The sequence below is a fragment of the Streptomyces sp. NBC_01520 genome (genome assembly GCF_045040375.1).
Classification (GTDB): Bacteria; Actinomycetota; Actinomycetes; order Streptomycetales; family Streptomycetaceae; genus Streptomyces.
In genome coordinates this window covers 4,441,795-4,465,329 of sequence record NZ_CP109404.1, presented here as the reverse complement: position 1 = coordinate 4,465,329, position 23,535 = coordinate 4,441,795, and the positions used below count along the sequence as shown (strand labels likewise).

29 protein-coding genes are annotated in these 23,535 nt (G+C 71.7%); 10 read left to right on the top strand and 19 right to left on the bottom strand.

Going from position 1 to position 23,535, the window contains the following annotated elements; all coding sequences use genetic code 11:
- The first annotated feature begins 54 nt into the window (after positions 1-54).
- Together OG524_RS20235 and OG524_RS20230 are read left to right on the top strand one after the other, a co-directional pair.
- Positions 55-723: a class I SAM-dependent DNA methyltransferase gene (locus OG524_RS20235; RefSeq protein ID WP_405811414.1), complete on the top strand. Its 669-nt coding sequence runs from the start codon at positions 55-57 to the stop codon at positions 721-723.
- A 130-nt stretch (positions 724-853) separates the two neighbouring features.
- Complete coding sequence (locus tag OG524_RS20230; RefSeq protein ID WP_405389450.1) at positions 854-1,375, top strand: ATP-binding protein; 522 nt, start codon at positions 854-856, stop codon at positions 1,373-1,375.
- A gap of 92 nt (positions 1,376-1,467) precedes the next feature.
- Here the strand turns inward: OG524_RS20230 and OG524_RS20225 are convergent, their stop codons facing one another.
- Together OG524_RS20225 and OG524_RS20220 are read right to left on the bottom strand one after the other, a co-directional pair.
- Positions 1,468-2,034, bottom strand: a complete 567-nt coding sequence (locus OG524_RS20225) for a GNAT family N-acetyltransferase (RefSeq protein ID WP_405389451.1) — start codon at positions 2,032-2,034, stop codon at positions 1,468-1,470.
- Between the two features lie 269 nt (positions 2,035-2,303).
- Complete coding sequence (locus OG524_RS20220) at positions 2,304-2,654, bottom strand: winged helix-turn-helix transcriptional regulator (RefSeq protein WP_405389452.1); 351 nt, start codon at positions 2,652-2,654, stop codon at positions 2,304-2,306.
- A gap of 48 nt (positions 2,655-2,702) precedes the next feature.
- Between OG524_RS20220 and OG524_RS20215 the strand changes: the two genes are divergently transcribed.
- The 4 genes from OG524_RS20215 to OG524_RS20200 all read left to right on the top strand — a co-directional run bounded on the left by OG524_RS20215 (position 2,703) and on the right by OG524_RS20200 (position 6,043).
- Positions 2,703-3,590 carry an NAD(P)-dependent oxidoreductase gene (locus OG524_RS20215; RefSeq protein WP_405389453.1) on the top strand — a complete coding sequence of 296 codons (888 nt, stop codon included), beginning with the start codon at positions 2,703-2,705 and terminating at the stop codon, positions 3,588-3,590.
- Positions 3,591-3,707: 117 nt separating this feature from the next.
- Complete coding sequence (locus tag OG524_RS20210) at positions 3,708-4,568, top strand: class I SAM-dependent methyltransferase (RefSeq protein ID WP_405393143.1); 861 nt, start codon at positions 3,708-3,710, stop codon at positions 4,566-4,568.
- Between the two features lie 361 nt (positions 4,569-4,929).
- Positions 4,930-5,340, top strand: coding sequence for a hypothetical protein (locus OG524_RS20205; RefSeq protein ID WP_405811411.1), 411 nt, complete (start codon positions 4,930-4,932; stop codon positions 5,338-5,340).
- Positions 5,341-5,713: 373 nt separating this feature from the next.
- Positions 5,714-6,043, top strand: coding sequence for a deoxyxylulose-5-phosphate synthase (locus OG524_RS20200; RefSeq protein WP_405389455.1), 330 nt, complete (start codon positions 5,714-5,716; stop codon positions 6,041-6,043).
- 354 nt (positions 6,044-6,397) lie between these two features.
- Here the strand turns inward: OG524_RS20200 and OG524_RS20195 are convergent, their stop codons facing one another.
- A complete protein-coding gene (locus OG524_RS20195) occupies positions 6,398-7,111 on the bottom strand; it encodes a TetR family transcriptional regulator (protein WP_405811409.1) in 714 nt (237 codons plus the stop codon).
- The gene (locus OG524_RS20190; RefSeq protein WP_405389457.1) at positions 7,108-7,881 is read right to left on the bottom strand and encodes a TetR/AcrR family transcriptional regulator; all 774 of its coding nucleotides are present in this window, start codon (positions 7,879-7,881) and stop codon (positions 7,108-7,110) included. Before OG524_RS20190 ends, OG524_RS20195 begins: the two co-directional genes overlap by 4 nt.
- A gap of 99 nt (positions 7,882-7,980) precedes the next feature.
- Between OG524_RS20190 and OG524_RS20185 the strand changes: the two genes are divergently transcribed.
- On the top strand, positions 7,981-8,955 hold the full coding sequence (locus tag OG524_RS20185) for an ATP-binding cassette domain-containing protein (protein WP_405811407.1): 975 nt from the start codon (positions 7,981-7,983) through the stop codon (positions 8,953-8,955).
- Positions 8,948-9,733 carry an ABC transporter permease gene (locus tag OG524_RS20180; RefSeq protein WP_405389459.1) on the top strand — a complete coding sequence of 262 codons (786 nt, stop codon included), beginning with the start codon at positions 8,948-8,950 and terminating at the stop codon, positions 9,731-9,733. Before OG524_RS20185 ends, OG524_RS20180 begins: the two co-directional genes overlap by 8 nt.
- Positions 9,734-9,792: 59 nt before the next feature.
- Here OG524_RS20180 and OG524_RS20175 read toward each other — a convergent pair whose 3' ends face one another.
- Genes OG524_RS20175 through OG524_RS20165 form a run of 3 tightly spaced genes read right to left on the bottom strand, consistent with a single transcriptional unit; the run spans position 9,793 to position 12,818 of the window.
- Positions 9,793-11,043, bottom strand: coding sequence for a GNAT family N-acetyltransferase (locus OG524_RS20175; protein WP_405811404.1), 1,251 nt, complete (start codon positions 11,041-11,043; stop codon positions 9,793-9,795).
- Between the two features lie 60 nt (positions 11,044-11,103).
- Complete coding sequence (locus tag OG524_RS20170) at positions 11,104-12,072, bottom strand: asparaginase (RefSeq protein WP_405389461.1); 969 nt, start codon at positions 12,070-12,072, stop codon at positions 11,104-11,106.
- Positions 12,073-12,122: 50 nt separating this feature from the next.
- Positions 12,123-12,818 (bottom strand): ABC transporter substrate-binding protein, encoded by a 696-nt coding sequence (locus tag OG524_RS20165; protein WP_405811403.1) that lies wholly within the window; start codon positions 12,816-12,818, stop codon positions 12,123-12,125.
- Between the two features lie 115 nt (positions 12,819-12,933).
- On the opposite strand from OG524_RS20165, the gene dtd reads away from it, so the two are divergent.
- On the top strand, positions 12,934-13,383 hold the full coding sequence (gene dtd / locus OG524_RS20160; protein ID WP_405811401.1) for a D-aminoacyl-tRNA deacylase: 450 nt from the start codon (positions 12,934-12,936) through the stop codon (positions 13,381-13,383).
- 101 nt (positions 13,384-13,484) lie between these two features.
- Here the strand turns inward: dtd and OG524_RS20155 are convergent, their stop codons facing one another.
- From OG524_RS20155 to OG524_RS20130, 6 genes are all read right to left on the bottom strand, one after another.
- Entirely contained in the window at positions 13,485-14,450 is a 966-nt protein-coding gene (locus OG524_RS20155; RefSeq protein WP_405389464.1) for a YgfZ/GcvT domain-containing protein, read from the bottom strand.
- 30 nt (positions 14,451-14,480) lie between these two features.
- Positions 14,481-14,945 carry a Fur family transcriptional regulator gene (locus OG524_RS20150; protein WP_405389465.1) on the bottom strand — a complete coding sequence of 155 codons (465 nt, stop codon included), beginning with the start codon at positions 14,943-14,945 and terminating at the stop codon, positions 14,481-14,483.
- Positions 14,946-15,055: 110 nt separating this feature from the next.
- Positions 15,056-15,628 (bottom strand): FABP family protein, encoded by a 573-nt coding sequence (locus OG524_RS20145; protein ID WP_405389466.1) that lies wholly within the window; start codon positions 15,626-15,628, stop codon positions 15,056-15,058.
- A 255-nt stretch (positions 15,629-15,883) separates the two neighbouring features.
- Positions 15,884-16,825 (bottom strand): hypothetical protein, encoded by a 942-nt coding sequence (locus OG524_RS20140; RefSeq protein WP_405811398.1) that lies wholly within the window; start codon positions 16,823-16,825, stop codon positions 15,884-15,886.
- The gene (locus OG524_RS20135) at positions 16,822-17,922 is read right to left on the bottom strand and encodes a hypothetical protein (protein WP_405811396.1); all 1,101 of its coding nucleotides are present in this window, start codon (positions 17,920-17,922) and stop codon (positions 16,822-16,824) included. The genes OG524_RS20140 and OG524_RS20135 overlap by 4 nt, the downstream gene beginning before the upstream one ends.
- The gene (locus tag OG524_RS20130; protein WP_405389469.1) at positions 17,919-18,761 is read right to left on the bottom strand and encodes a hypothetical protein; all 843 of its coding nucleotides are present in this window, start codon (positions 18,759-18,761) and stop codon (positions 17,919-17,921) included. Before OG524_RS20130 ends, OG524_RS20135 begins: the two co-directional genes overlap by 4 nt.
- Positions 18,762-18,868: 107 nt before the next feature.
- On the opposite strand from OG524_RS20130, the gene OG524_RS20125 reads away from it, so the two are divergent.
- Positions 18,869-19,231, top strand: a complete 363-nt coding sequence (locus OG524_RS20125) for a DsrE family protein (protein WP_405389470.1) — start codon at positions 18,869-18,871, stop codon at positions 19,229-19,231.
- 24 nt (positions 19,232-19,255) lie between these two features.
- On the opposite strand, the gene OG524_RS20120 is transcribed toward OG524_RS20125, so the two are convergent.
- From OG524_RS20120 to OG524_RS20095, 6 genes are all read right to left on the bottom strand, one after another.
- Positions 19,256-19,516, bottom strand: a complete 261-nt coding sequence (locus OG524_RS20120) for a DUF3099 domain-containing protein (protein WP_405389471.1) — start codon at positions 19,514-19,516, stop codon at positions 19,256-19,258.
- Positions 19,517-19,636: 120 nt separating this feature from the next.
- Entirely contained in the window at positions 19,637-19,924 is a 288-nt protein-coding gene (locus tag OG524_RS20115) for a DUF1416 domain-containing protein (RefSeq protein WP_405389472.1), read from the bottom strand.
- Positions 19,925-19,980: 56 nt separating this feature from the next.
- Positions 19,981-20,826 carry a sulfurtransferase gene (locus OG524_RS20110; RefSeq protein WP_405811393.1) on the bottom strand — a complete coding sequence of 282 codons (846 nt, stop codon included), beginning with the start codon at positions 20,824-20,826 and terminating at the stop codon, positions 19,981-19,983.
- A 142-nt stretch (positions 20,827-20,968) separates the two neighbouring features.
- Positions 20,969-21,049 carry a putative leader peptide gene (locus tag OG524_RS20105; protein WP_350310325.1) on the bottom strand — a complete coding sequence of 27 codons (81 nt, stop codon included), beginning with the start codon at positions 21,047-21,049 and terminating at the stop codon, positions 20,969-20,971.
- Between the two features lie 251 nt (positions 21,050-21,300).
- The gene (locus tag OG524_RS20100) at positions 21,301-21,996 is read right to left on the bottom strand and encodes a DUF2993 domain-containing protein (protein WP_405389474.1); all 696 of its coding nucleotides are present in this window, start codon (positions 21,994-21,996) and stop codon (positions 21,301-21,303) included.
- 159 nt (positions 21,997-22,155) lie between these two features.
- The gene (locus tag OG524_RS20095) at positions 22,156-23,529 is read right to left on the bottom strand and encodes a hypothetical protein (RefSeq protein ID WP_405389475.1); all 1,374 of its coding nucleotides are present in this window, start codon (positions 23,527-23,529) and stop codon (positions 22,156-22,158) included.
- Positions 23,530-23,535: the final 6 nt, after the last annotated feature.

The following is a 23,535-nucleotide window of genomic DNA, read 5'->3' as shown; positions in this document are numbered from 1 at the left end:
GCCGGGTCGTCCGATCCTCCTGACCCGGCGAACCCGTCGTCCTATGGTTGGCCGATGCGCGCACACCGTATCGACCGCCCAGCCGATCTCGACGTGGTCCGTGAGTCCTACGACCGGGTGGCCGACAACTACGCCCACATGGTGACGACGACGGGATTCGGCGACATCCGCAGGCATCCATGGCTCAAGGCGTCGGTCGACGCCTTCGCCGACACGGTGGGGGAGCTCGGGCCCGTCCTCGACGTCGGGTGCGGGCCCGGGACGGTGACCGCCTACCTCGACGAACGCGGGCTCGACGTGTCCGGGGTCGACCTCTCGCCCCGCATGATCGAGAACGCGCGCCGCCTCCATCCGCAATGCCGCTTCGGTGTGGCCTCCGCAACCGACCTCGCCTTGGAGGAAGCGTCCCTCGGCGGCGTGCTCGGCTGGTGGTCGCTGTTCAACCTCCCCCGTGACGTCCTTCCCCAGGTCCTCGCACAGTTCGCGCGCGCCCTGAAGCCGGGCGGTCACTTCATCACCGCGACGCACGTCGGGGACGAGGACGCGGTGCGGACCGAGGCCTACGGAGGGGTGCCCGTCCGCTGGACGACGCACAAATGGCGGCCGGAACAGCTCGTGGACCTGATCGAGCGGGCCGGGCTGCGCCCGGTCGCCGAACTCCGGCTCCCCGCGGACGAGCGGACCGGGCCGGGGCTGGTCGTCATGGCCGAGCGCCCCGCCTGAGCGGCGAATGCCGGAGGCGGGGTGAGGGGCCCGCGCGGGCCCCTCACCCCGCCGCATCACCGACCGGCGGGGCTGCCGGATTTCCGCTGTGCCCGTTCCGACGGCCCGTACGGGCGTTAGCGTTGGTCCCATGATCGTATGGCTCAACGGCACCCACGGAGCGGGCAAGACCACGACCAGCGCACTCGTGCAGCAACTGATCCCGGACTCACGGGTGTTCGACGCCGAGAAGGTCGGCGAGACACTCATGGACATCACGCCGGGGCTGCCCTGGACGGGCAACTTCCAGCACTGGCCGCCGTGGCGGCCGCTCGTGGTCGAGACCGCCCGCCACGTACTCGACTACACCGGCGGCACCCTGGTGATGCCCATGACCGTCCTGGTCGAGCAGTACTGGCGTGAGATCAGCACCGGCCTCGACCGGCACGGGATTCCCGTACGGCACTTCGTGCTCCACGCCGACCAGGACACGCTCCGCGGGCGCATCGAGGGGGACGCCCATCTCGGCCCCTCCACCTTCCGTCTCGAATACCTCGAGCCCTACGCCGAGGCGGCCCGCACCTGGCTGCACGACGAGGCCGAGGTCGTCGACACCACCCACCTCACGCCCGCACAGGCCGCCCTGCGGATCGCGGAGGCGGTCAAGGGCTGAGGCGGGCCCTCCCGTCCTGGGCGGCGGATCGCCGATCCCGGATGCCGGATGCCGGATATCCCCGGTCCCGGGTCGCCGTCGGCCGCAGGGGATCACCGCACCGACGGGCGCTCGTGCGTGGCCCAGTACTCGGCGGCGGTGATACCGAGGAGCACGACGTCGTGGTAGCCGCCGGCGAAGAACTCGTGCTGGCGGAGCCGCCCCTCCTCGACGAAGCCCAGCCTGCGGTAGAGGGCGAGGGACGCGTCGTTGAAGGCGTAGACCTCCACCTCGCACTTGTTGTGGCGCTGCTCGGCGAACATGTAGGTGAGGACGAGTTCGGCCGCCTCGGCCGCGTACCCCCGGCGACGGTGTTCGCGGGCGATCTCGACACCGGTCCTGAACCGTCCCGCACGGCTGTCGGTCTCCCCGACGGTCACAGCACCCGCGAACGCGTGGTCGGCCAGCGTCTCGACCACCAGCCGGAACGCCTCACCTCCCGGCGGACGACCCGCCCGCTCGGCTGTCCAGGAACGGAAGCTCTCGGCGGAGCGCGGAGGCTCGACGTGGTCGGCGTCGCGGACGTCGGAGGTGTTCCGGGCCAGGTCGCGAAAGCCCGTCCAGTCCTCGGGCTCGACGCCTCGCAGGCGCACCTTCCCACCGGTCCACATGTCGCTCACGACGCCCCCACTTCCGTATCCACTGCAGGCGCTGACGGCCGTGCACGTCAAAACCGACACAGTAACGGCGGCAGGCGACGGGCAGGTGCGCAACTGTGCCGATTCCCCTCTGCCCTCGTCTGTGGCCAGGTGGAGGTGCACCCGTTGCCGTCGGGCCATCCGCGGTAGCCACTTTTTTGTGGGTACTTGGCGGCGTCCGGTGACGGACCGATCCTGGTGAAGGGGCAGAGATCCCCGGGTCCGGGAAGCGTGGAGGGCTGTGCGATACGTCAGGAGACCGGCCGGGCATCCGTGAGCGTCTCCAAGCGGCGGTGGCCCCAGTCGGAGAGGGGCGCCAGCAAGTCGGAGAGCTCCCGGCCGAACGGGGTCAGGGAGTACATGGTCTTCAGCGGACGTACGTCGTGCACCTCCCGGTGTACGAGACCGTCGGCCTCCATCTCGCGGAGTGCCTGAGTCAGCACCTTCTCGCTGAGACCCGGCAGCCTCCGCCGCAGCTCGCCAGGGCGCTGCGGACCGGACTCCAGCAGCCAGAGCAGAGCCGTCTTCCACTTCCCGTCGATCACGGCGATCGCGGCGGTGACCCCGCAGACATTCGGATCCTGGGCACGCCCGCGCGTCATCTTCACTCCATTCATCACATGTCGCCTGTATTTCGGAGGAGTTCAACCATGTCCCTGCACACCGAACAGTCTGCCGTGACCGTCCTCGGCCTGGGGCCGATGGGCAGATCCCTGGCGGGGGCGTTCCTGGACGGCGGTCTGCGGACCACGGTCTGGAACCGGACACCGGGCCGGGACCGGGAGCTGGTCGCCCGGGGCGCGGTCGGCGCCGGTTCGGTCGAGGAAGCCGTCGCCGCGAGCACGCTCACCGTGGTCTGCGTGGTGAACTACGACGCGGTGGACACCCTCCTGCGGCGGGAGGAGGTCACCGGCGCGCTCAAGGGACGCACGGTGGTCAACCTGACCGCGGACACTCCGGACCGGGCCCGGGACACCGCGGCATGGGCGGCCGGGCACGGAGTCCGCTACCTGGACGGTGCGATCATGACGCCGACCACGACCATCGGCACTCCGGCCGCGGTGTTCATCCACAGCGGCCCGGAGGATCTGTACCGCGAGCACCGGCCCGTGCTCGCGGCGCTGGGCGGCACCCACACCCATCTCGGCGAGGAGTTCGGCCGGGCAGCGGCGTACGACATCGCTCTGCTCGACATCTTCTGGACCGCCATGGCCGGTTACGCCCACGCCCTGGCCGTGGCGCGAGCGGAAGGGATCACCGCGCGGCAGCTGGCGCCGTTCGCCAAGGGGATCGGCGGCATTCTCCCGCCGCTCTTCGAGGAGCTCGCCGAGGAGGTGGACGGCGGGACCTTCTCCGGCGAGGGCAACCCGCTCACCTCGGCGGCATCGTCCATGGCCCACATCGTCCACACCTCGGAAGCCCATGGCATCGACGCGGGCGTGATGCGTGCGGCGGAAGGCATGGCGCGCCGGGCCGTCGAACAGGGCCACGGCACCGACGGGTTCATCCGGATCGCCGAGCTGCTGGGACGCCGCTGAGGCAGCCCCGTCGTCCCGCTTCCACCGGTACGGGCCACGTCCGGGCAGCCGTCGGGCGGAGCCGTGGAACCATCGGGTGCCGAAGGGGCACGGATCCGTGGGAAGGCGGTGGCGGGCGTGGTGGCCGGATGGGAGTGGGACGACACGTTGTTCGCGGGTACGGCGCCCTACTACCGGCGCGGGAGGCTTCCCTACGCTCCCGGGCTCGTGGACGTACTCGCCGGGGTGCTGAAGCCCGACGGGCAGGGGCGCCTCATCGACGTGGGCTGCGGACCCGGCACCCTCGCCCTGGACCTGGCGCCCCTCTTCGGCGAGACCGTCGGAGTGGACCCGGACGAGGGAATGATCGCCGAGGCCGGACGTGAGGCCGCGGAGCGCGCGGTGGCCGGGAGGACGCGGTGGGTACGGGCGCGGGCCGAGGATCTGCCCGCGGGGCTCGGCACGTTCACCGTCGCGACCTTCGGCCAGTCCTTCCACTGGATGGATCAAGTCCTGGTGGCGGCGGCCATCCGGGAGATGCTCCGGCCGGGAGGGGCGCTGGTGCACGTCGCCGACGTGAAGGCGCAGGACCCCGCCGGCGGCCTGCCGTATCCGGCGGTGCCCCATGCGGCCATGGAGGCCCTGGTGCGGCGCTACCTGGGACCGGTCCGACGCGCCGGCCGGGGTGTGCTGCCGCAGGGAACACCCGGTGGTGAGGCGAAGGTGCTCGCCCGGGCCGGTTTCTCCGGCCCGCAGCACCATGTCGTTCCCGGCGGACAGCCGTTGGTACGCACGGCCGACGATGTCGTCGCAGGGATGTTCTCGATGTCGTACTCCGCCCCGCACCTCTTCGGCCCACGCCGCGAGGCCTTCGAGGCGGACCTGCGGCGGTTGCTGCGGGAGGTCTCGGCGTCGGGCCGGTTCTCCGGACGTCAGCCGGGCACCGAGGTCTTCGTCTGGGGAAAGGGAAACGCCGACGCGACGCCGCCTGCCGTGTGAACCCCTCCCGCCCAGGCAGGCTCGCCCGGTGGTGCTTCCGGGCCGTACTGCTTCAGGTGTCAGGCCAGGGGGTAACCGATCGCTTCGGCTGCCGCCCGAGGACGACCAGCGCGCGATCGAGGTCATGTTCCAGCTGCTGGACGAGTTCACCGCAGAACGCGAAGCGGCACAGGATCCCTGACTTCCCCTTCGCCCCCGCCCCCGCCCCCGCCGAGCATCTGGCCGATGGGCGCTCCACCGGGAGCACCCGCCGACCGAAGCGACACGGAGTGAGCTGTTCCGTGCGCGGTCGATGTGACGGAACGGCCACGGGCCTGGGAAACAGCCGCCAAACCAGTCGTAGGGCGGCAACCATCGTGCGGTGAAAGCAACCCCCCGAACCGCCGCCGTGCTCGCCTGCGCCGGAGTCGTCCTCGTGCTGTCCGGCTGCACCAGGACCACGGACGCCGACCACGCTCCCGCCACGGCCGGACCCACGGCCACGACCACCGTCGCACCCGCCGACGCCGCCCGGACGGCCGGGCGCTACACGCGGTCCGGCGGCGCCCAGGAGGTGTACGGGATCCAGCAGGGCACCGGTCCCGGGGGCGTCCCGCTGCTGACCGTGTGGACGCGTGATCCGGATGGGAGCGCGGATACGTTCGACCGGCTGAAGGTGTCGGTCACGGGATTCCTGGAGCGCGAGGAAGGGATCCGCCTGAACCGGGGCTATCTGCTGGACGTCTTCGGCCCGGACGGTTCCCTGCAACACCGCCTCGACGCCCGCCTGTGAGCCCGTAGCCGGCCATGAGTGAGCTCGTACCGCTCCTGGTCCCCGCGGGGTGCCCTCGCGATCGTGCCGGCCTTCTTCGACGTGGCCGGCCTCCCGTGCCCGACGCCGCGGTGTGGCCGGCTCGGCGATACGCGCCGCCATGGCCTCGTACGACGAGGTGTTCCGCGTGGCCGCTCACGACGCCCACTACGAGATCCTGGCCCAGGCGTAGCGCCAGGTGCCGATGGTGTCGCCCGACGCCCCGTGGGGCGTGGGCGTCCGGGGACGCCGAGGCCTCCGGCCCCGCGTCGGTCGGCTGCAACCTGCCGCTGAGCCGGCCGTCCCCGCGGAAATCCGCTCGCAGAGGCCCGCCTCGACTCCTACGCTGACCTCCATGCCCCACGCGAAGACCGCCTACGTCTGCCTGCCGTGCCGGGCCTCGTACAAGCAGCCGTACGACCGGGACCGCGACCGCGTCTGCCCCCGGTGCGCCGGGGCGCTGATCCATGTGGGGTCCGCCTTCGCGCCGCCGCGGAGGCGTGACACCGCAGCCTGGCGCACGCTCTCGGTGCTGCTGCACGCGGGCGTGCGCTTCCACAAGGGCTGCTGTTCCGGCCCCGGCTACCGCCCGCGCACGCTGCACGAGGTGCGGGAGCGGATGGCGTACGCCGAGGCCACCGGTGAGCCGATCGCCCGTGCCCTCGTCCGGGCCGAGTTGCCATAACCGACCGGGAGCACGTGGGGGTTCGGCCGTGAGTGCGAACGGGCCAGGGCCATCGCCGTGTTCTCGTTCACCGGGGCGGCTCGTCACCGCCTTCGCGGTGGCCTTCCTCGTCCTTCGCCCCGCCCTCTCGGCCACCACCCGCTCCTGAAGGCCCGCCCCCATGAACACCACCGTCGAGACGAGGAGCGGTCCCGCGCCCGGCGGCCCGGCCGGCCGTGAACCGCTTTCCCTCACACCGGGTTTCGACGATCCGGCGGAGGAGCAGGCTTCCCTGGCACAGGCGGTGGCCGACCTGCACGGCCCTTCGCGCCCGCTCCCTCGAAGGCGTGAGCGGGGAGACACGCGAGCGGAAGGTCAGCGCCCGGCGGGTCCGGAGCGCTCCAGCCCGTTCCTCAGCTGTACGAAGGCGAGTTCGGCCGAGGTCACCGCGTCCCCGTACACCTGCCCGGCGCTCTCCCCCGCGTCGATCCGCCGCCAGTTCTCCTCGGCCAGGATCCGCAGGACGGCGACGATCTGCCCCGCCGCGAGTCGCGCCGGCACCGAGATCCCGGCGTCCGGACCCCCGTTGCCCCGGCTGCCGTCCGCCGTGGCCCCTCGGCTCAGGGCCAGGGCGAGCGCCGCCTCGGAGCGGCCCTGGTAGGCGTACAACCGGGCGACGAGGGACGGAGTCCCGTACAGCAGCCGGTGGAAGGCCAGCACGGCCGGGACGTCGCAGAGCCCGGTCACCGGGTCGCCCCGTTCCAGGCCGTCCAGGTGGTGCCGGTGCAGCGCGTCCAGCGGCGACGTTCCGTCCGGCCGGGCGGCGACCACCCGGGCGGGCTCTTCCTCGTGGTCGGCGAACCGGTGCAGCACCAGGTCCTCCTTGGCCGGGAAGTACCGGAACAGCGTCGGCTTGGAGATCTCGGCCGCCGCCGCCACCTCGGCCACCGAGACCTTGTCGAAGCCCCGTTCGAGGAACAACGAGATCGCGGCGTCGGAGACGGCCTGATAGGTCCGCCGCTTCTTGCGTTCCCGCAGTCCGGGCCGGGGCGCCACGGTCTGCCCGGGTCCGGCCTCCGCCCCGCTCATGACGGGGTGCCCTTCCGGATGAGCGCCTCGGTCCCGTCGAGGATCCGTTCGAGGCCGAACACGAACTCGTAGTCGGCCTCGTCCGGCTCGCTCATGTTCTCGGTCTCCAGCAGCCTGGTCAGCGCCGGATGCCGTACGGGGTCGGCGAGCCGTCTCAGCGTCCGCTCCCACCGCGCCATGACCTCCTGGGCGGGGACGCCCTTCGCCTCGACGGCCGCGGCGAGGTCGCTCATCAGCAGCGCCTCGTTCCTCACGAAGCCCGAGATCAGCAGGATGACGGAGATCTTGTCGCCCTCGCTCAGCCCGCTCCCCGCCAGGGACTGGAGGCCCTGCTCCCACCAGGCGACCGAATTCGGGCTGGCGGGCGGGCCGGAGATCGGGATGCGCAGCGCCCACAGATTGCGGTGGAACATCTCCCGCTGGGCCCACGCCCACTGGCTGATCGCCTCCCGCCAGCCGGCCCCGGTCTCCAGCGCGGGCAGCCGGTGCGGCTGCCCCATGGCCGCCTCCTGCATCAGGACGTACAGCTCCTCCTTGGCGGAGACGTAACGGTAGAGCGCCATCGTCGACGCGCCCAGGTCCTTGGCGACCCGTCCCATCGAGACGGCCGACAGCCCCTCGGACGCGGCCAGCGCCACGGCCGCCGCGACGATGCGGTCCAGCGTGAGCCCCGGCTTCGGACCCTTGACCGGACGGTCCCTCAGCCCCCAGGCGGCCTCGATGCTGGCCGGGAGGCCCGTACCGCCCGACGCGCCGTTCTTCTCCGTCACGCGAAGCCGCCTTCCGCAGGGGACCGTCTTGACCACCATCCTAGGTTTGCGTAACACTTACGCAGTAACGCGTATCCCATACGCAGAACGGGGAACCTCATGCCCGACGTGATGATCGAGGCACACGGCCTCACCAAGTCCTACGGAAAACCCTCCGCCCGGGTCCGCGTCCTGGACGGCATCGGCCTCCAGGTGGCCCGCGCGGGCGTCTTCGCCCTGCTCGGCCCCAACGGCGCGGGCAAGACCACCACGGTCCGCATCCTCGCCACCCTCACCACGGCCGACTCCGGCACGGCGCGCGTCGCCGGGTACGACGTCGTCGCCGACCGGCGCCGGGTGCGCCGCGCGATCAGCCTGACCGGCCAGTTCGCAGCCGTCGACGAGACCCTGACCGGCGAGGAGAACCTGCGGATGATGGCGCGGCTGACGGGCCTGAGCCGCGCCCGGGCACGGGAGCGGGCCGAGGAGCTCCTCGACCGCTTCGGCCTCACCGACGCCGCCCGCCGCCAGGCCCGCACCTACTCCGGAGGGATGCGGCGGCGCCTCGACCTCGCGGCGGGACTCGTCGGCTCACCCGAGCCCGGCGTCTTCTTCCTCGACGAACCCACCACCGGTCTCGACCCGCGCAGCCGCCGCGAACTCTGGCAGGTGGTCCGCGACCTCGCCGGCCGCGGCGCGACGGTGCTGCTCACCACGCAGTACCTGGAGGAGGCCGACCAGCTGGCCGACCGCATCGCCGTCCTGGACAAGGGCCGGATCGCCGCCGAAGGCACCCCGGCCGAACTGAAAGCCCGCGCCGCCGGCCATCGCCTGGACCTGGTCCTCACCACCCAAGAGGCCTACCTCCGCCTCGCCACCCGGGCCGTCCACCACTCCCCCGGGTCGCTCACCCTGGGCCTGCCCACGGACGGCACGGCGGCCCACGTCCGTGCCCTGCTCGACGAGATCGACCCGCGCCGCACCGACGTGGACCGCTTCTCACTGCACAGCGCGACCCTCGACGACGTGTTCCTGACCCTCACCGCGGAGACCGCGGAACCCGCAGACACCACAGAGGTACCCACCCATGTCTGACACCGCCACAACGACACCCGGATTCCTCACCCACGCCACGGTCATGACCGGCCGCAGCCTGCGCATCAGCCGCCGCAACATCGACGCCGTCATCACCTCGATGATGCTGCCGGTCATGCTGATGCTGATCTTCGTCTACTTCTTCGGCGGCGCGATCGAGACGGGACCCGCCTACGACTCCTACGTCATGTACGTCGTCCCGGGCGTCCTGCTGCTGTGCGCCGGATTCGGCTCGGCCACCACGGCGGTGGCAGTGAGCGAGGACATGAAGGGCGGCATCATCGACCGCTTCCGCTCCCTGGACATCGGCGGTACACCGGTCCTGGCCGGCCATGTCGCGGCGAGCGTCGTACGCAACCTGGTCTCCACCACCCTGGTCTTCGGCGTGGCCCTCCTCATCGGCTTCCGCCCCGCCGCCACCCCCGGCGGCTGGCTCGCCGTCACCGGAGTGCTCCTCGCCTACATCACGGCCCTGTCCTGGATCTCGGCCGCCATCGGTCTCCTCGCCCGCACCCCGGAGGCGGCCGGCGGGTTCACCTTCTTCATGTCGTTCCTGCCCTACCCGAGCAGCGCGTTCGTCCCGGTGGACTCGATGCCCGGCTGGCTCCACGGCTTCGCCGAACACCAGCCGGTCACCCCGGCCATCGAGTCGCTCCGCGGACTCCTGCTGGACCAGCCGGTGGGCGACACACCGTGGATCGCGCTCGCGTGGGCCGCGGGCATCCTGACCGTGGCGGTGGCGGCCTCGGGGGTGCTGTTCGGACTGCGGACACGGTGACGGCGGGGCCCGACCCGGACCACCGGCCACCCCAGGGAGCATCCGCCGGTGGGCCTCGCTCAGAACACGTCCGGGCACCAGGCCCGGCCACCGGCCCGGAACAGGGCGTCCGCCGAGGACGCGGCACCCGCCCGCAGCTCCTCGACCGGGCCGAGGGCGGCGAGCCGCACCGCCGACTCGTCGCCCATGTACAGCGATCCCAGCTCCCGGACGTCCAGGGCCAGGTCGGCGCTCCGCGTCGTCGGGGTGCAGGAGGCACCGTCCGGGGAGGCGTCCAGCAGGAAGCGGCCGGCCGTCAGGCCCGTCCCGTCGCGGACGTCCAGGACCAGGGACGCGGCAATCCCGTACGTGCGGGCCTCCAGGGCCCGGGGGATGTCCAGGACGCGCAGCCACAGCCAGTCCGCCTGCGTCACGATGTGCGCGGCACGGGGGTCCGGGAGGAAGAGGGGGAGCAGGTCGTCGGTGGACCGGTGTCCCGTACGGACCGTCGCGATCCAGTCGATCGAGCAGACGAACCGCCACAACGAGCGCTCCGCCGCCGGGGTCACGGCGATCATCCCCTGGACGGTCGCCTTGTCCAGCGGCTGCTTCGCGTCGCTCCACTTCGAGTCGGTCCGGTAGGGCATCAGCCCGTCGACCTGCCCGTCCGCCGAGCGGTACACCGCGTAGAACGGCTCCGTCCACTTCTCGTGCGCCGGTACGTCGACGCCGGTGTTCCGCTCCCACCAGCGGGTGTCCCGGCTGACCACACCGTGCTGCCGGGCCGCCAGGCGCGCGTGCAGCTCGGGTCCGATCTTCCGTACCTCCGCACCGTCCACCAGGTCGATCCGGCCCCCGTCCTCCTCGGAGGGGACGCGCCCGCGCGGGTCCAGGCCGGCCCGGGGGACGTCGATCTCCCACTCCGAGGTCCAGGTCGCCGGACCGAATCCGTACCGCCCGTAGATCGGGTACTCGGCCGCGATCAGCGAGGCGACCACGTCACCGCGCTCCTTCGCCGCCGCCAGGTCCGCGGCCATCATCCGGCTGAGCAGCCCGCGACGGCGGTGCGTGGCCGTCACCGTGACCGCGCTGATCGCGTCGGCCCGTACGGTGGCACCGCCCACGACGGTCAGTTCCTGGGGGAACGAACGGAAGGTCGCCACGCAGCGCCCGGCGTCGAACACGCCCTGGGTGCGGTCCAGGTCGATGTGGGCCAGGCGCACCGCGATCTCCTCGTCCGTCGCCTCGTACGGCATCAGGAACCCGGTGCACACGGCGCGCAGCCACTCGGGGTACTCGGAGGCGGTGACATGACGCAGATCAGAACTCATGTGCCCACGCTAGGCAGAGCCTCTCCGGAATGTCTCGCGGATATCGGCGGCAGCCCCGTTTCAGAACGCCGCACGGATCACACCCACCTCCCGGGTCCCGCCCAGCAGCGGCGCCCGGCCGATGCGGGACACCACCGGGGCGTCGATGCCCAGCAGTTCCAGGGAGCGGGCCAGCACCGGGCCCAGGGCGCGCGTCGAGCCGTCGTCGATCTTGAAGGCCAGCGCCCTGCCGTCCGCGAGCGCCACCGCCTGGACCGCCTCGGCACCCATCTTCGAGAGCGTGCCCGGCACCTCCCGCATCAGCCAGGTGTCCGGTCGGCGCGTGCCCGCCACGTACTCCGGGTGCGCCCGCATCGCGTCGGCGACCCGGCGCTCCGCGGTGCCCGGCTCCGCCAGCACGAACGAACGGAACGCCCGGGCCAGGCCCACCAGCCCGATCGCCATCAGCGGCGCCCCGCAGCCGTCCGTGCCCACCGCAGCGACCGGCTCCCCCGCCGCCTCCGCGACCACCTGGCCGACCAGCTGCTGCAACGGGTGAGCCGGGTCGAGGTACGTGGCCGTGTCCCAGCCGTTGCGCAGGCAGACGGCGAGCATCGCCGCGTGCTTCCCGGAGCAGTTCATGGTGAGCGGCTCCCGCACCCGCCCCGCGGCGAGATACGCCTCCGCCTCCACCGGGTCCATCGGGAGGTCCGGCGGGGTCTGCAGGTCGTCCGGCTTCAGCCCGTGCTCGGCGAGCATCGTGCGGACCAGGTCGAGGTGGAAGTCCTCCCCGGAATGGCTCGCGGCGGCCAGGGCCAGCCGCTCCCCCGAGAGGTCCAGCCCGGCCCGCAGCACCGCCGCCGCCTGCATCGGCTTGTTGGACGAGCGCGGGAAGACCGGGGCCGCCGGGTCGCCGAGCGCGTGTTCCACGCTGCCGTCGGCGGCCAGGACGACCAGCGACCCCCGGTGGTGTCCCTCGGTGAAACCGGACCGTACGACCTCGGCCAGGACCGGGTGCGCGGGGGACGCGGAGGGGGATATGGAGGTCATGGCGGTCGGCCTTCCGGGGACGGGCGGAACCCGCCCCCGGAAGGATCGCTTCAGGCGAGCAGGTCGTCTACTTGTGCTTCCCCGTCACGGTACCTGCGGGCGATCTCCGCACTGCAATCGTCGACGGTCCGCTGGAGCCGGTGACGACGCCGCGACACCTGCTGCTCGTAGCGCACCAGCCGCCCCATGGCCGTCAGCAGCTCCTCGTCCGTCCGGGCGTCGAGGTCGGAGAGCTCGACCTCGGCGAGCGTGTCCGCGGCCAGCTGTCGGTACTCGTCGCTGCGCGGCGTGGTGAGGGTGACGTGCCGCACCGAGGAACGGTGGACGGAGGGGGTGTCGGTGAGGATCTCCGAGAGCCGGTCCACGACCGGTGACGCCGGTCTCGCACGGCCGGCGAGCTCCGCCCGCAGGATGTCGATCCGGCCCTGCACCAGCCGGCGTACGTAGCTGAGGTCCGCCTCGTCGCGTCGCGCGTCCCGGCGCAGTGTGCGCAGCTCCGGCAGCCGCAGTCCGCGGAATCCGGCCTGCGGACGCACCGCGGCCAGCGCCTCCCCTGCCCCGGCGGCGCCCGTCTGCCCCGGCACGGACAACGGGCCGGACGACGGGCCGGACGACGTCCCCGGCAGCGACGCGGGCAGCGGCCCCTGCGGCGAGGCACCGGTCCGTTGCACGGGCGGTCGCAGCGCACCGGCTGTACGCGTCACCGGTACGGCACCGGGTGATGGCCCGGTTCCATGTGTACTCATGATGTTCCGTCCCCTCGACCGGTGCGTCGGCACACCGACATCGTGCATGGTGCCACTACGCACGGTGTTCACGCAGGTGCTCTGTACCCGTTCAGCCCAAGATAGGTTGGTCTGTATGCGTGCAGTGATACAGAGAGTGGACGGCGCGAGCGTCACCGTGGCAGGCGCCGCGGACGACCCGTCGGGGACCGGAATCGTCGGCGAGATCGTCAGCGAAGGACTGTGTGTGCTGGTGGGGGTCACTCACGGGGACACCGCGGAGAAGGCGGCACAGCTCGCCCGCAAGCTGTGGACCCTGCGGATCCTGGAGGGTGAGAAGTCCTGCTCGGACGTGAATGCACCGCTTTTGGTCATTTCGCAGTTCACCCTCTACGGGGACGCGAGGAAGGGCCGCAGGCCCACCTGGAACGCCGCCGCGCCGGGCGACGTCGCCGAGCCGCTGGTCGACGAGGTCGTGGCACAACTGCGCGCGCTCGGCGCGCAGGTGGGGACGGGCCGGTTCGGGGCGGACATGCGCGTATCACTCACGAACCACGGCCCGTTCACCGTACTGATCGAGGTATAGCGGGGCGTCCGGTCCGGGTGGACGGCCGCGCGCAGGTGATCCGGGCCCGCTTCTGTGGTGCGGAACCGGATCCGGACCGCAGGCCCGGCACGGAGGCCGCACTACGGCTCGACGACCGTCTCCTGGGCCGCCGCCGTGTCCCCGGCGATCAGTTCCGCGTCCACGGCCACGTTCCGCTTGACCAGCGCCAGGGCGATCGGGCCCAGCTCGTGGTGGCGGGCCGACGTGGTGATGAAACCGAGCTGGCGGCCCTCCTCACCGTCGGCGGCGAGCCGTACCGGCGTCCCGTGGCCGGGCAGGTGCACCTCGCTGCCGTCCAGGTGGAGGAAGACGAGCCGGCGCGGCGGCTTCCCCAGGTTGTGGACACGGGCGACCGTCTCCTGCCCCCGGTAGCAGCCCTTCTGGAGGTGGACGGCGGTGCCGATCCAGCCCAGCTCGTGCGGGATGGTGCGGTGGTCGGTCTCGAAGCCGACACGCGGCCGGTGCGTCTCGACGCGCAGCGCCTCGTACGCCAGGATGCCGACCGCCGGCCCGTGCCCGGCGGCATACGCCTCCAGGTCCGCGCGGGGCAGGAAGAGGTCACGGCCGTGCGCCGTCTCCCGTACGACGACACCGTCCGGCACCTCGGCGATGGAACCGGCCGGCAGGTGCACGACGGCGATGTCCTCCGTGCGGTCGGCGACCTCCACCCGGTAGAAGAACTTCATCGACTCCAGGTAAGCGATCAGCTCGCCCTGCGTCTCCGGCTCGACGTGCATCCAGACCGTCGTGCCGTCGTCGACCAGATAGAGGGCGTGCTCGATGTGCCCGTTGGAGGAGAGGATCAGCGCTTCGGTCGCCTGGTTCGGCGCCAGGTCGCTGACGTGCTGGGTGAGCAGCAGGTGCAGCCAGGCCAGCCGGTCGTCGCCGGTGACCGCGACGACGCCGCGGTGCGAGAGGTCGACGAGGCCGTTGCCGTCGGCGAGTGCGCGCTGCTCGCGGAACAGGTCACCGTAGTGCGCGGCGACGCCTTCGTCGCGCCCTTCGGCGGGAACGGCGCCGGGCAGGGACAGCAGGGGGCTCTTCATGCGACCAGCGTACGACTCGGCCCGGGGCCTCTAACGTTCGCTACCGGCAGCCCGGTCCGGACCGGACTTCTCCGCGGCCTTCGCCGTGCAGTCGGCACACCGGCCGAAGATCGCGAAGTGCTTCATGTCGGTCTCGAAGCCGAACGTACCGCGCAGCTTGTCGGTGAAGTCGGCGACCATGTCGACATCCGCCTCTATGACGTTCGTGCAGTCCCGGCAGACGAGGTGGATGTGGTGGTGGCGGTCCGCCAGGTGGTACGTCGGTGCGCCGTGCCCCAGATGGGCATGACTGACGAGTCCGAGCTCCTCCAGGAGCTCCAGGGTCCGGTAGACGGTGGAGATGTTCACCCCCGACGCGGTCCTGCGCACCTCGCAGAGGATGTCGTCGGGCGTCGCGTGCTCCAGCGTGTCGACGGCCTCCAGGACAAGCTGTCGCTGAGGCGTCAGCCGGTAGCCGCGCTGCCGAAGATCGGTCTTCCAGTCGGTGCTCACCACAGCCCCAGTGTAGGGCGGAGCGAGCACCGGTACGCCGGTCCGACGGCGAAGGTCCGCCTTGTCCGGACAGGGCGGACCGCCCCTCGGGGGCCGGACCGCCCGGAAGCGGACTACTTGAAGAACGCGATGCCGTCGTCCGGCATGTCACCGAGGCTCTTCGCCATCTCGGCGACCTCTTCGGGCGTGACGACCTTCTTGAGGTGCGCGGACATGTACGGCCGCAGCTCCACGTCGGGGGTGGCCTTCTCGCCGACCCACATCAGGTCGCTGTTCACATAGCCGTAGAGGCGCTTGCCCCCGCTGTACGGGCCGGAGGCCGCGGTGCGCGCCACCGCGTCGGTGACCACGTCGATCTGCGGCTTCTGCTTCGCCAGCTCGCCGTACCAGACCTCGACGATGCCCTGGTCACGGACCATGACGATCTCGACCTTGCGGTCCTTGTCGATGCGCCAGTAGCCGGACTCGGACTCCAGGGGCTTGACCTGGTTGCCCTCGGCGTCGAGCACCCAGGAGTGCGAGACGTACTCGAGGAAGTCCCGGCCGTCGTGGCTGAAGGTGACTTCCTGGCCGAAGTTGCACTTCTCGGCGCCGGGGAAGTCGGAAACGCCCGCACCCGCCCAGTTGCCGAGGAGGAAGGCCAGCGGCACGAGGTCCGGGTGGAGGTCGGACGGAATCTCGATCATGAACGGCTCAGACGATCTGTGAGGGTGTGCGGGCAGGAGTTCGGCGAGGGTCAGCGCTGGCCCTGGTACAGCTTCTTCACGGCCACGGCCGCGAAGGCGAGCACGCCGACGCAGACCAGGACCAGCAGGGCGGAGAAGAATGCCTCAAGCACGGGTGCTCCTCGGGACGAACGACATGACGGCAGTACAGGGCCGGGGCCCCAGCCTAATGGGTGGGGCCCCGGCCCGCGGGCCCGGGGTTTCCCCCGGGCCCGGTCAGCCCAGCAGCTGGTTCTGCAGAACCACCGTCTGGTGGAACGGAACGGTTTCCGTGCCCGCCGCGCCCTTCCGCGACTGGACGATCAGGGCCACGGTGTCCCCGGCCAGCACGTACGCGTGGCGGACCTGCTCCGCCCCGTAGGGCTTCGCCTCGGTGTAGACGCGGGTCGTCGTGTACTCCGGCCCGCCCGTGCCCGGCCAGTCGTCGTCGGACGCGGGCTCGGCCGCACCGACCAGCGGTGTCGGGAACGACTCCAGCCCGAAGAGCTCGTCCTGGAACGCGGTGGCGTACGCCACCGAGTTGAACCGGAGCAGATAGACCCGGGACGACGTGCCGTCCGGCATGGTCCAGCCGCGGGCCGCGATGTGCCGCAGGGCGGAGTCGTCCAGCCGTTGGGTGAGCTCGGCGCGCTCGGACTTCCCGTACTCGGTGGCGTACCGCGCTCCGGTCACCCAGCCGCCGTCGAGCTCCTTGTCCGGGCTCGCTCCGGCCGGGGCCGGCAGCAGCAGGCGCCGCAGGTCGGCGTGGTGGACCTCCGCCTCGTTGGCGTCGGCGAACGGGCGGGGCGCGCCGGCCGGGAGCGCGGGCAGCGACAGCTGGGGGTAGTCCCAGCGCCCGTCGTCCTCGGTGGCCAGGCCAGGCACGTCGGTGCGCTCCATCGACGCGATGCCGACGGCGGTGCCCGCGCCGAGCCCACCGAGGACGAGCACGGCGACCGTCCAGCGGGCGACGGCCCGCAGTACGCGGCGCGGCGGGGTCGGCGGGGTCGGCGGCCAGGGCTCCACCGGCGCACCGGGATCGCCTGTCGCGGCCTCCCCTGCCGTGGACTCCCCGGCCGCCAGGGGCAAAAGGAGCGGGACCGGCGGGACGGCAGGCGGCGCGAACGGGTTGGGGGCGGCGACGACCTCGCCGGCCGGCTCCACCGTCTTCTCGGTCATACGTACTCCCCCGGGGACGTGATGTGGTCCAGCTGGTCCTTCAGGAGGCCGGCCACGGCCGCCCCGTCGAAGGGCTTGGCGCCGAACGCCGTGTAGGTGATGCTCAGTTCGCCGTCGTACGCGCTGCACACCAGGGTCTCGAGCTTGCTCTTGCTGTCCTTGGGCGGCAGGTGGCAGGTGGCCTTCCGGGTGTAGCCGGTGACCTTCGGACCGTCGCGGAAGACACCGATGGCGTCGAACAGCTCGGTCCGGAAGGTGTAGAAGTCCCGGACCGCCTTCTTGTCCTTCATCCGCATGACCTCGGCGTTCACCACGAGATCGTTCTCCTGCGAGACGTACGAACGGACGGCGAGACCCTGCACCCGGAGCTTATCGATCCGCTTGTCGTACTCGCGGCGCTCCTTGCCCGCGAGCCCGCGGTTGGACTCCTTCATCGTCGCGGTGGCCTGCTTGCCGCTGACCTCGCCGTCGTTGCCCAGTTCCCTGATGTCCGGGCCGAGCCGGTAGTCGTCGGGCACGGGCAGCAGCAGTTCGGCGAGCGGGGTGTCGGCCCGGCCCGCGCCGGTGTCCCCGGCGGGGTCCTTGCCGGGCTCGCTCCCGGAGAACGACCAGACGGTCGTCGTGACCGTGCGGTCGGCGTCGTCCACCGTGATCTTCGTGTACGCGGCCGCGCCGCCGATGGCACCGATCACCAGGACGGCGGGGAGCGCGGTGAGGAGGATCCGGCGGACCTTCCCGGAGCGCGCCGGGGCGGGCGCGTCCGGGAGCACGGCCGACGGCTCCGGGGTGGGGTCGACCGCGGGCGGCTCCGGGGCGGGGGCGGCCGGCTCGGGGACCACGGCGCTCGATTCCGGGGCGGACCCGGCCTCCGGGGCCGGGGCGGACGGCTCCGAGGCCGGACCGGACGGTTCCGAGGCCGGACCGGACGGTTCCGAGGCGGACGGTTCCGAGGCCGGACCGGACAGTTCCGAGGCGGACGGTTCCGAGGCCGGACCGGACAGTTCCGGGGCGGACGGTTCCGAGGCCGGACCGGACAGTTCCGGGGCGGACGGTTCCGGGGCGGACGGTTCCGGGGCGGACGGGATGACGTCGTTCACAGTCGCTCCAGCTGTCGCTCGGCCATCGTCCGGATGTCCTTCTTGCTGATCGGCTCGGTGTCGAACATGTTGACCTCGATCATGATGTCGCCACGCTGAACGACCGCCCTGGCCCGGTACGAGGGCATGTAGCCGGGCTCCCGGACGACGTCGTAGACGTAGTAACGGCCGTTCCCGCTGCCCGCGACCGGGTCGCCCTCGTTGCCGGCACCGTCCTTCGTCCCCGGCATGTACGAGAGCTGGCCCTCGGCGTGTTCCACGGCCCCCGCGCCCGCCCCGGAGCCGAACTGGACGAGCCAGACGTTGGCCTCGCGGTACTGGCCCTTCTTCCAGGCGGCACCCGCGACGCGGCGCACGTCGGTCTCCAGGAGGTACGTGAGCATGGAGTCTTCGCTCTTGAAGTCCCGCGCGTAGTCGTCCAGGCCGATCCACCCGTCGCTCAGCCAGGTCACCGACTTGTTGTCGCTCCAGCCCGCCGGCCGGTCCATGAGCAGCTTGCGCAGATCCCCGTCCGTCCGTACCTGGCGGTCCTGCGAGGCGGGCAGCGGGTCCGGCGCCCTGTCCGCGGGAAGCGCCTTCGCCGGGTACACCAGATCCGCCTGCGACAGCGCGGGCAGCGGCGTCGGCGGTCGCTCCGCCTGGATGCCGTAGCCGACGGCCGTACCGCCCGCGATGCCGAGCAGCGCGGCGGCGGCGACGATCAGCGCCGTACGGCCACGCGGTCGCGCGCGTACCGGGGACGGCGTGACGGCAGGCGGCGCGACGGCAGGCGGTATGACCGGAGGCGGCGTGACCGGCGGCTCCGCCGGAACACCAGGAATGGTGTCGTTCGGTTCCAAAAGGGGTCCCCCCAAAGAGACCTGAGGCGCAGGTTCCATTACCTGTGCACACAACTGACCCACAGGTCACAGGGGAGGTTGTTCACCGGAGGATTACAGTTCGGTACATGTCTAAGAAGCTCGTGATCAAGGTGACCGCCGGTGCCGATTCCGCCGAGCGCTGCTCACAGGCGTTCACCGTGGCCGCCGTGGCCGTGGCGAGCGGGGTCGAGGTCTCCCTCTGGCTGACCGGCGAATCCGCCTGGTTCGCGCTGCCGGGGCGCGCCGCCGAATTCGAACTGCCGCACTCCGCGCCCCTGCCCGACCTGATCGAGTCGATCCAGGCGGGCGGCCGGATCACGCTCTGCACCCAGTGCGCGGCACGGCGCGGCATCACGGAGAAGGACGTCCTGGAAGGCGTACGGATCGCCGGCGCCCAGGTGTTCGTGCAGGAGGCCATGGCGGACGGCGCACAGGCACTCGTCTACTGATCCGTCCGGCACACAGGGCGGCGGCTACCTGCGGCGCCGCTTGCCGTCGAGCTCGTCCCACCACTCGTCGGACTTCGGATCGCCGGAGGGGTCGTCCCACCAGCGGTCCTCCGGCCCCCGCCGGTTGGCGACGATCGCCGCTATCGGCGGGATGACCATGGCGACCACACACATCGCCACCGCCGCGGGGACCGACCACAGGCGCACGAAGGCCCAGGCGGACACGAAGAGTACGAGGCATCCGCCCATCAGCAGGAAATAGGCGCGTCTGCGCCGGGCGTACATACCCCCAGCGTAGAACCGGACTGCCCGTCGTGTCCGCGTGGAACGGCACGGAGGGCCGCACCCTGCTCAGGTGGCGTCCAACCCCCTGGGGTGCGGCCCTCCGGCCGAATCCGCGTGGAACTACACGGCGATGGCGACCTCGGCGAGACCACCGGTCTGCGCCACGACCGTACGGTCGGCGGTGCCGCCCGGGACCAGGGCGCGGAGCGTCCAGGTGCCCTCGGCCGCGTAGAAGCGGAACTGTCCGGTCGCCGAGGTCGGGACCTCGGCGGTGAACTCACCGGTCGAATCCAGCAGACGGACGTAGCCGGTGACGGGCTCGCCGTTGCGGGTCACGCTGCCCTGGATGGTCGTCTCGCCCGGCTTGATCGTCGAAGCGTCGGGGCCGCCGGCCTGTGCTCCACACATGGTTCTGTCCTTCTGGTCGGGGTCCTGCTGATGTGTGCTGATCGGGTCGTACGGGGTTACTTGTTGGCGCCGAGCTCGATCGGCACACCCACGAGGGAGCCGTACTCGGTCCACGAACCGTCGTAGTTCTTGACGTTGTCGACACCGAGCAGCTCGTGCAGCACGAACCAGGTCAGGGCCGAACGCTCACCGATGCGGCAGAGCGCGATGGTGTCCTTCGACAGGTCGACCTGCTCGTCCTCGTAGAGGGCCTTGAGCTCGTCGTCCGACTTGAAGGTGCCGTCGTCGTTGGCGTTCTTCGACCACGGGATGTTGCGCGAGCTCGGCACGTGGCCGGGGCGCTGCGACTGCTCCTGCGGGAGGTGCGCCGGGGCGAGCAGCTTGCCGCTGAACTCGTCGGGCGAACGCACGTCGACGATGTTCTGGTTGCCGATCGCGGCGACGACGTCGTCACGGAAGGCGCGGAGCGACGCGTCCTGCGGCTGGGCCTTGTACGCGGTGGCCGGGCGGGACGGGATCTGGTCGCCGTCCACCAGGTCGCGGGAGTCGAGCTCCCACTTCTTGCGGCCGCCGTCGAGCAGGCGGACGTCCTGGTGGCCGTAGAGCTTGAAGTACCAGAAGGCGTAGGACGCGAACCAGTTGTTGTTGCCGCCATAGAGGACGACCGTGGTGTCGTTCCCGATGCCCTTGTCGGACAGGAGCTTCTCGAAGCCGACCTGGTCGATGAAGTCACGACGGACCGGGTCCTGGAGGTCCTTCGTCCAGTCGATCCGGATCGCGTTCTTGATGTGGTTCTTCTCGTACGCCGAGGTGTCCTCGTCGACCTCGACGATGGCGACCTGCGGGTCGTCGATGCGGGCCTCGACCCAGTCGGCGTCGACCAGAACGTCTGCGCGGCTCATGTTGTTTCTCCTCCGGGGCAGTCTGCGGCGGGGTGGTGCGAGGTGCGGGATGTACGCGCAGGTGCTTGAGCGGAACGCGTACGGGCGGCACGGTTCGGCCCTGACTTCGTCGAAGGGCCGGGGAAACGGGAGAAGGTCCCGCTCAGAAGGTGCGACAGAGCATGGCGGCGACGCGGCACAGGTCTACTGCCCGCCGCTTCGTGAGGTCCGCCTGTCGCTTCATGTGTCCGATCGTAGGGAGGTACGGGCGGAGATGTCACCGTCGTGTCGAATGATGAGACACGATCGTCCGACATGCGAGACGCGCATCAGGTCACCCCGTGCCGGACCTCGGGATCCGGGGGGTCGGCGCCTCGGAACCATCTACAGGCCGGACCGACCCGTCTCACTATCTGGATCAGGCGTCCGGACCGCCTCCGCGCACCCCTGCCCCGCCGCGCGGGAGATCAGCCGCCGCCGCACCAGGTGCCTCGGTCACCCGGCGAGTTCGATGCCCGAGCCCGTCATCGAGATCTCCAGGCCGCCCGGAGTCACCTCGATCTTCTCCATCTTCAGGCCTTCCGGCAGGCCGCCGATCTCACGCCGGAAGTCGGTCTTCTTGCGGACCAGGTCCTCCAGGCCGGGGATGCCCTCACCCGGTACCTCGTCCGCGCGCACCTTCACCGTGTCGCCGTCGACCAGGGTGACCGTGGAGAGCACGCTCCGCGTGACCGCCTTGCCCAGCAGCGGGATCGCGACCGAACCGGTGACCTTGACCTTGCCGTCGCCGCCGTAGGCGACCGTGACGCCGTCGTCCGCCACCTCGGTGAGGTCCGCGTACGAGATGACGGCCGTCCCGGTGGCCCGGGAGGCCGTCGCGCTCGTGTATCCGGCACCGAGCGTCACCTGCTCCAGCCGCGCCCGCACCTCGCTGATCCGGATCGAACGGCCGGCCGCGCTCGCCTCGATGTCCTTGACCGTGACATCGACCTGGTCGAGCTCGGATCCGGCGACCTGGGTCAGGAAGGGGAAGCCCTTGATCGAGACTTCGGTCGAACCGGTCTCGGCGCCGCCGAAGCGGACCCGGCCCTCGGCCTCGGACTCCGCGAAATACACGGCAGCGCGGTCGACGGCGACGAAGACACCGCCCAGAACCACAGCGATGATCAGCAGTATTCGCAGTGCACGCATGCCTGTTGCTCCCCCACTCCCACTGACTGGACCTCTGGTGCCCGTGAGCCTAGTGCCGCCGCGCGGCGCGCCCTGAGTGATCGACGAGCAGGAGGTCCTGCCGGTTCCCTCCGCGGAGGAGGAATGCGGGACGGGGGCGGCGGGACGGGGTGCCGGGCGTCAGGCGATCGCCCGGCCGATGAGATAGACGGCGGGGGCCGCGGCGGTGAGCGGCAGGGCCACCCCGGCCGTCATGTGCACGAAGCGGGACGGGTAGTCGTAGCTCGCCACCCGGAGCCCGATCAGCGCGCAGCCGCCGGCCGCGATGCCGAGGAACGCCGCCTGAGCGCCGAAGTCCGTGAATCCGCCCGCCAGCGCACCCGCGCCCGCCGAGGCGAGCAGGGCCAGGACGACCGAGACGGCACCGGGCAGCGGAAGCGCCCGGACGAGCACGGCCACCGCGACCGCGATCCCGCCGACCGTCACCGCGTCCGGGACCGCCGCCAGATGTCCGGCGGCCAGTACCGCGAGCGCGGCCGACGCGACGGTGGCCGTCAGGCCGTACAGCCGCTCGTCGGCCCCGGCGTGGCTGCGCAGCTGCAGTACGACGGTGAGCAGCACCCAGATCCCGAGCGTGCCGAGGATGGCCGCCGGGGCGTTGCCGCGGCCGGCCACGAGCAGGACGACGTCGGCGACGAATCCACCGGCGAAGGCGAGGGCGATGCCCTGCCTGGCCGGCCACATGCCGTTGAGCCGGAACCAGCCGGCGGCCGTCACGGCCTGGAGCAGGACCAGCGGCACGAGCAGGGCGTACTGCCCGAGTGCGGCACCGAGCGCGAGGAGCAGGCCGAGGCCCGCCGTGATCGCGGCCGGCTGCATCCCGGGCGCGATGATCGGCGAGCGGCCCTCGGCGCGGGCCCGCTGGGCATCGGTGATCCGGCTGTTGCCCACGGTCGTGGGCGAGCTGTACCCGGAGTCGGCCGCGGCCGGGCCTCCCGGGGCGGCGGGGGCCACCGTCGCGACAGGCGCCTCGGGCGGCAGCGGGTACGAGCCGGAGGCGGCGTACGGGGCGGCCCGGTGCTGCGGGGCCTGGTGAGCCTGCGGGGCCGCCCGGTGCTGCGGGGCCTGCTGGTACGCGGGCTGGTGCTCGTGCTGCGGAGTCTGTCGGTACGCGGGCTGCTGGTACGCCTCCTGCGGGTTCTGCTGGTACGCGGCCTGCTGCGGCTGCTGGGCCTGCTGCGGCTGGATCGTCGGCTGGTACTGGGTGTCCCAGGTCTGGCCCTGCCACGTCTGGGTAGCACCCTGATCGGCCTGCCCCCGACCGTGGCCCTGCCGCTGGTACGCGGCCTCCGGGGCTGCCTGCCCGTCGGCCGGCCAGGCAGCCGCGTCGGGGGCGGCGGGGTACGCGTCGTACGGCGCGTCGGGGGCGGCGTACGGGGCCTGGTCACCGTAGGGCGGCTGCGGCTGCCCGTACGGCTGCTGCCCCGCCCCGTGCCCGTACTGCTGCCCGTGCCCGTGGTCGTCGTACGGATACCGCTGCTCGTTGTCGCTCATGGTCTC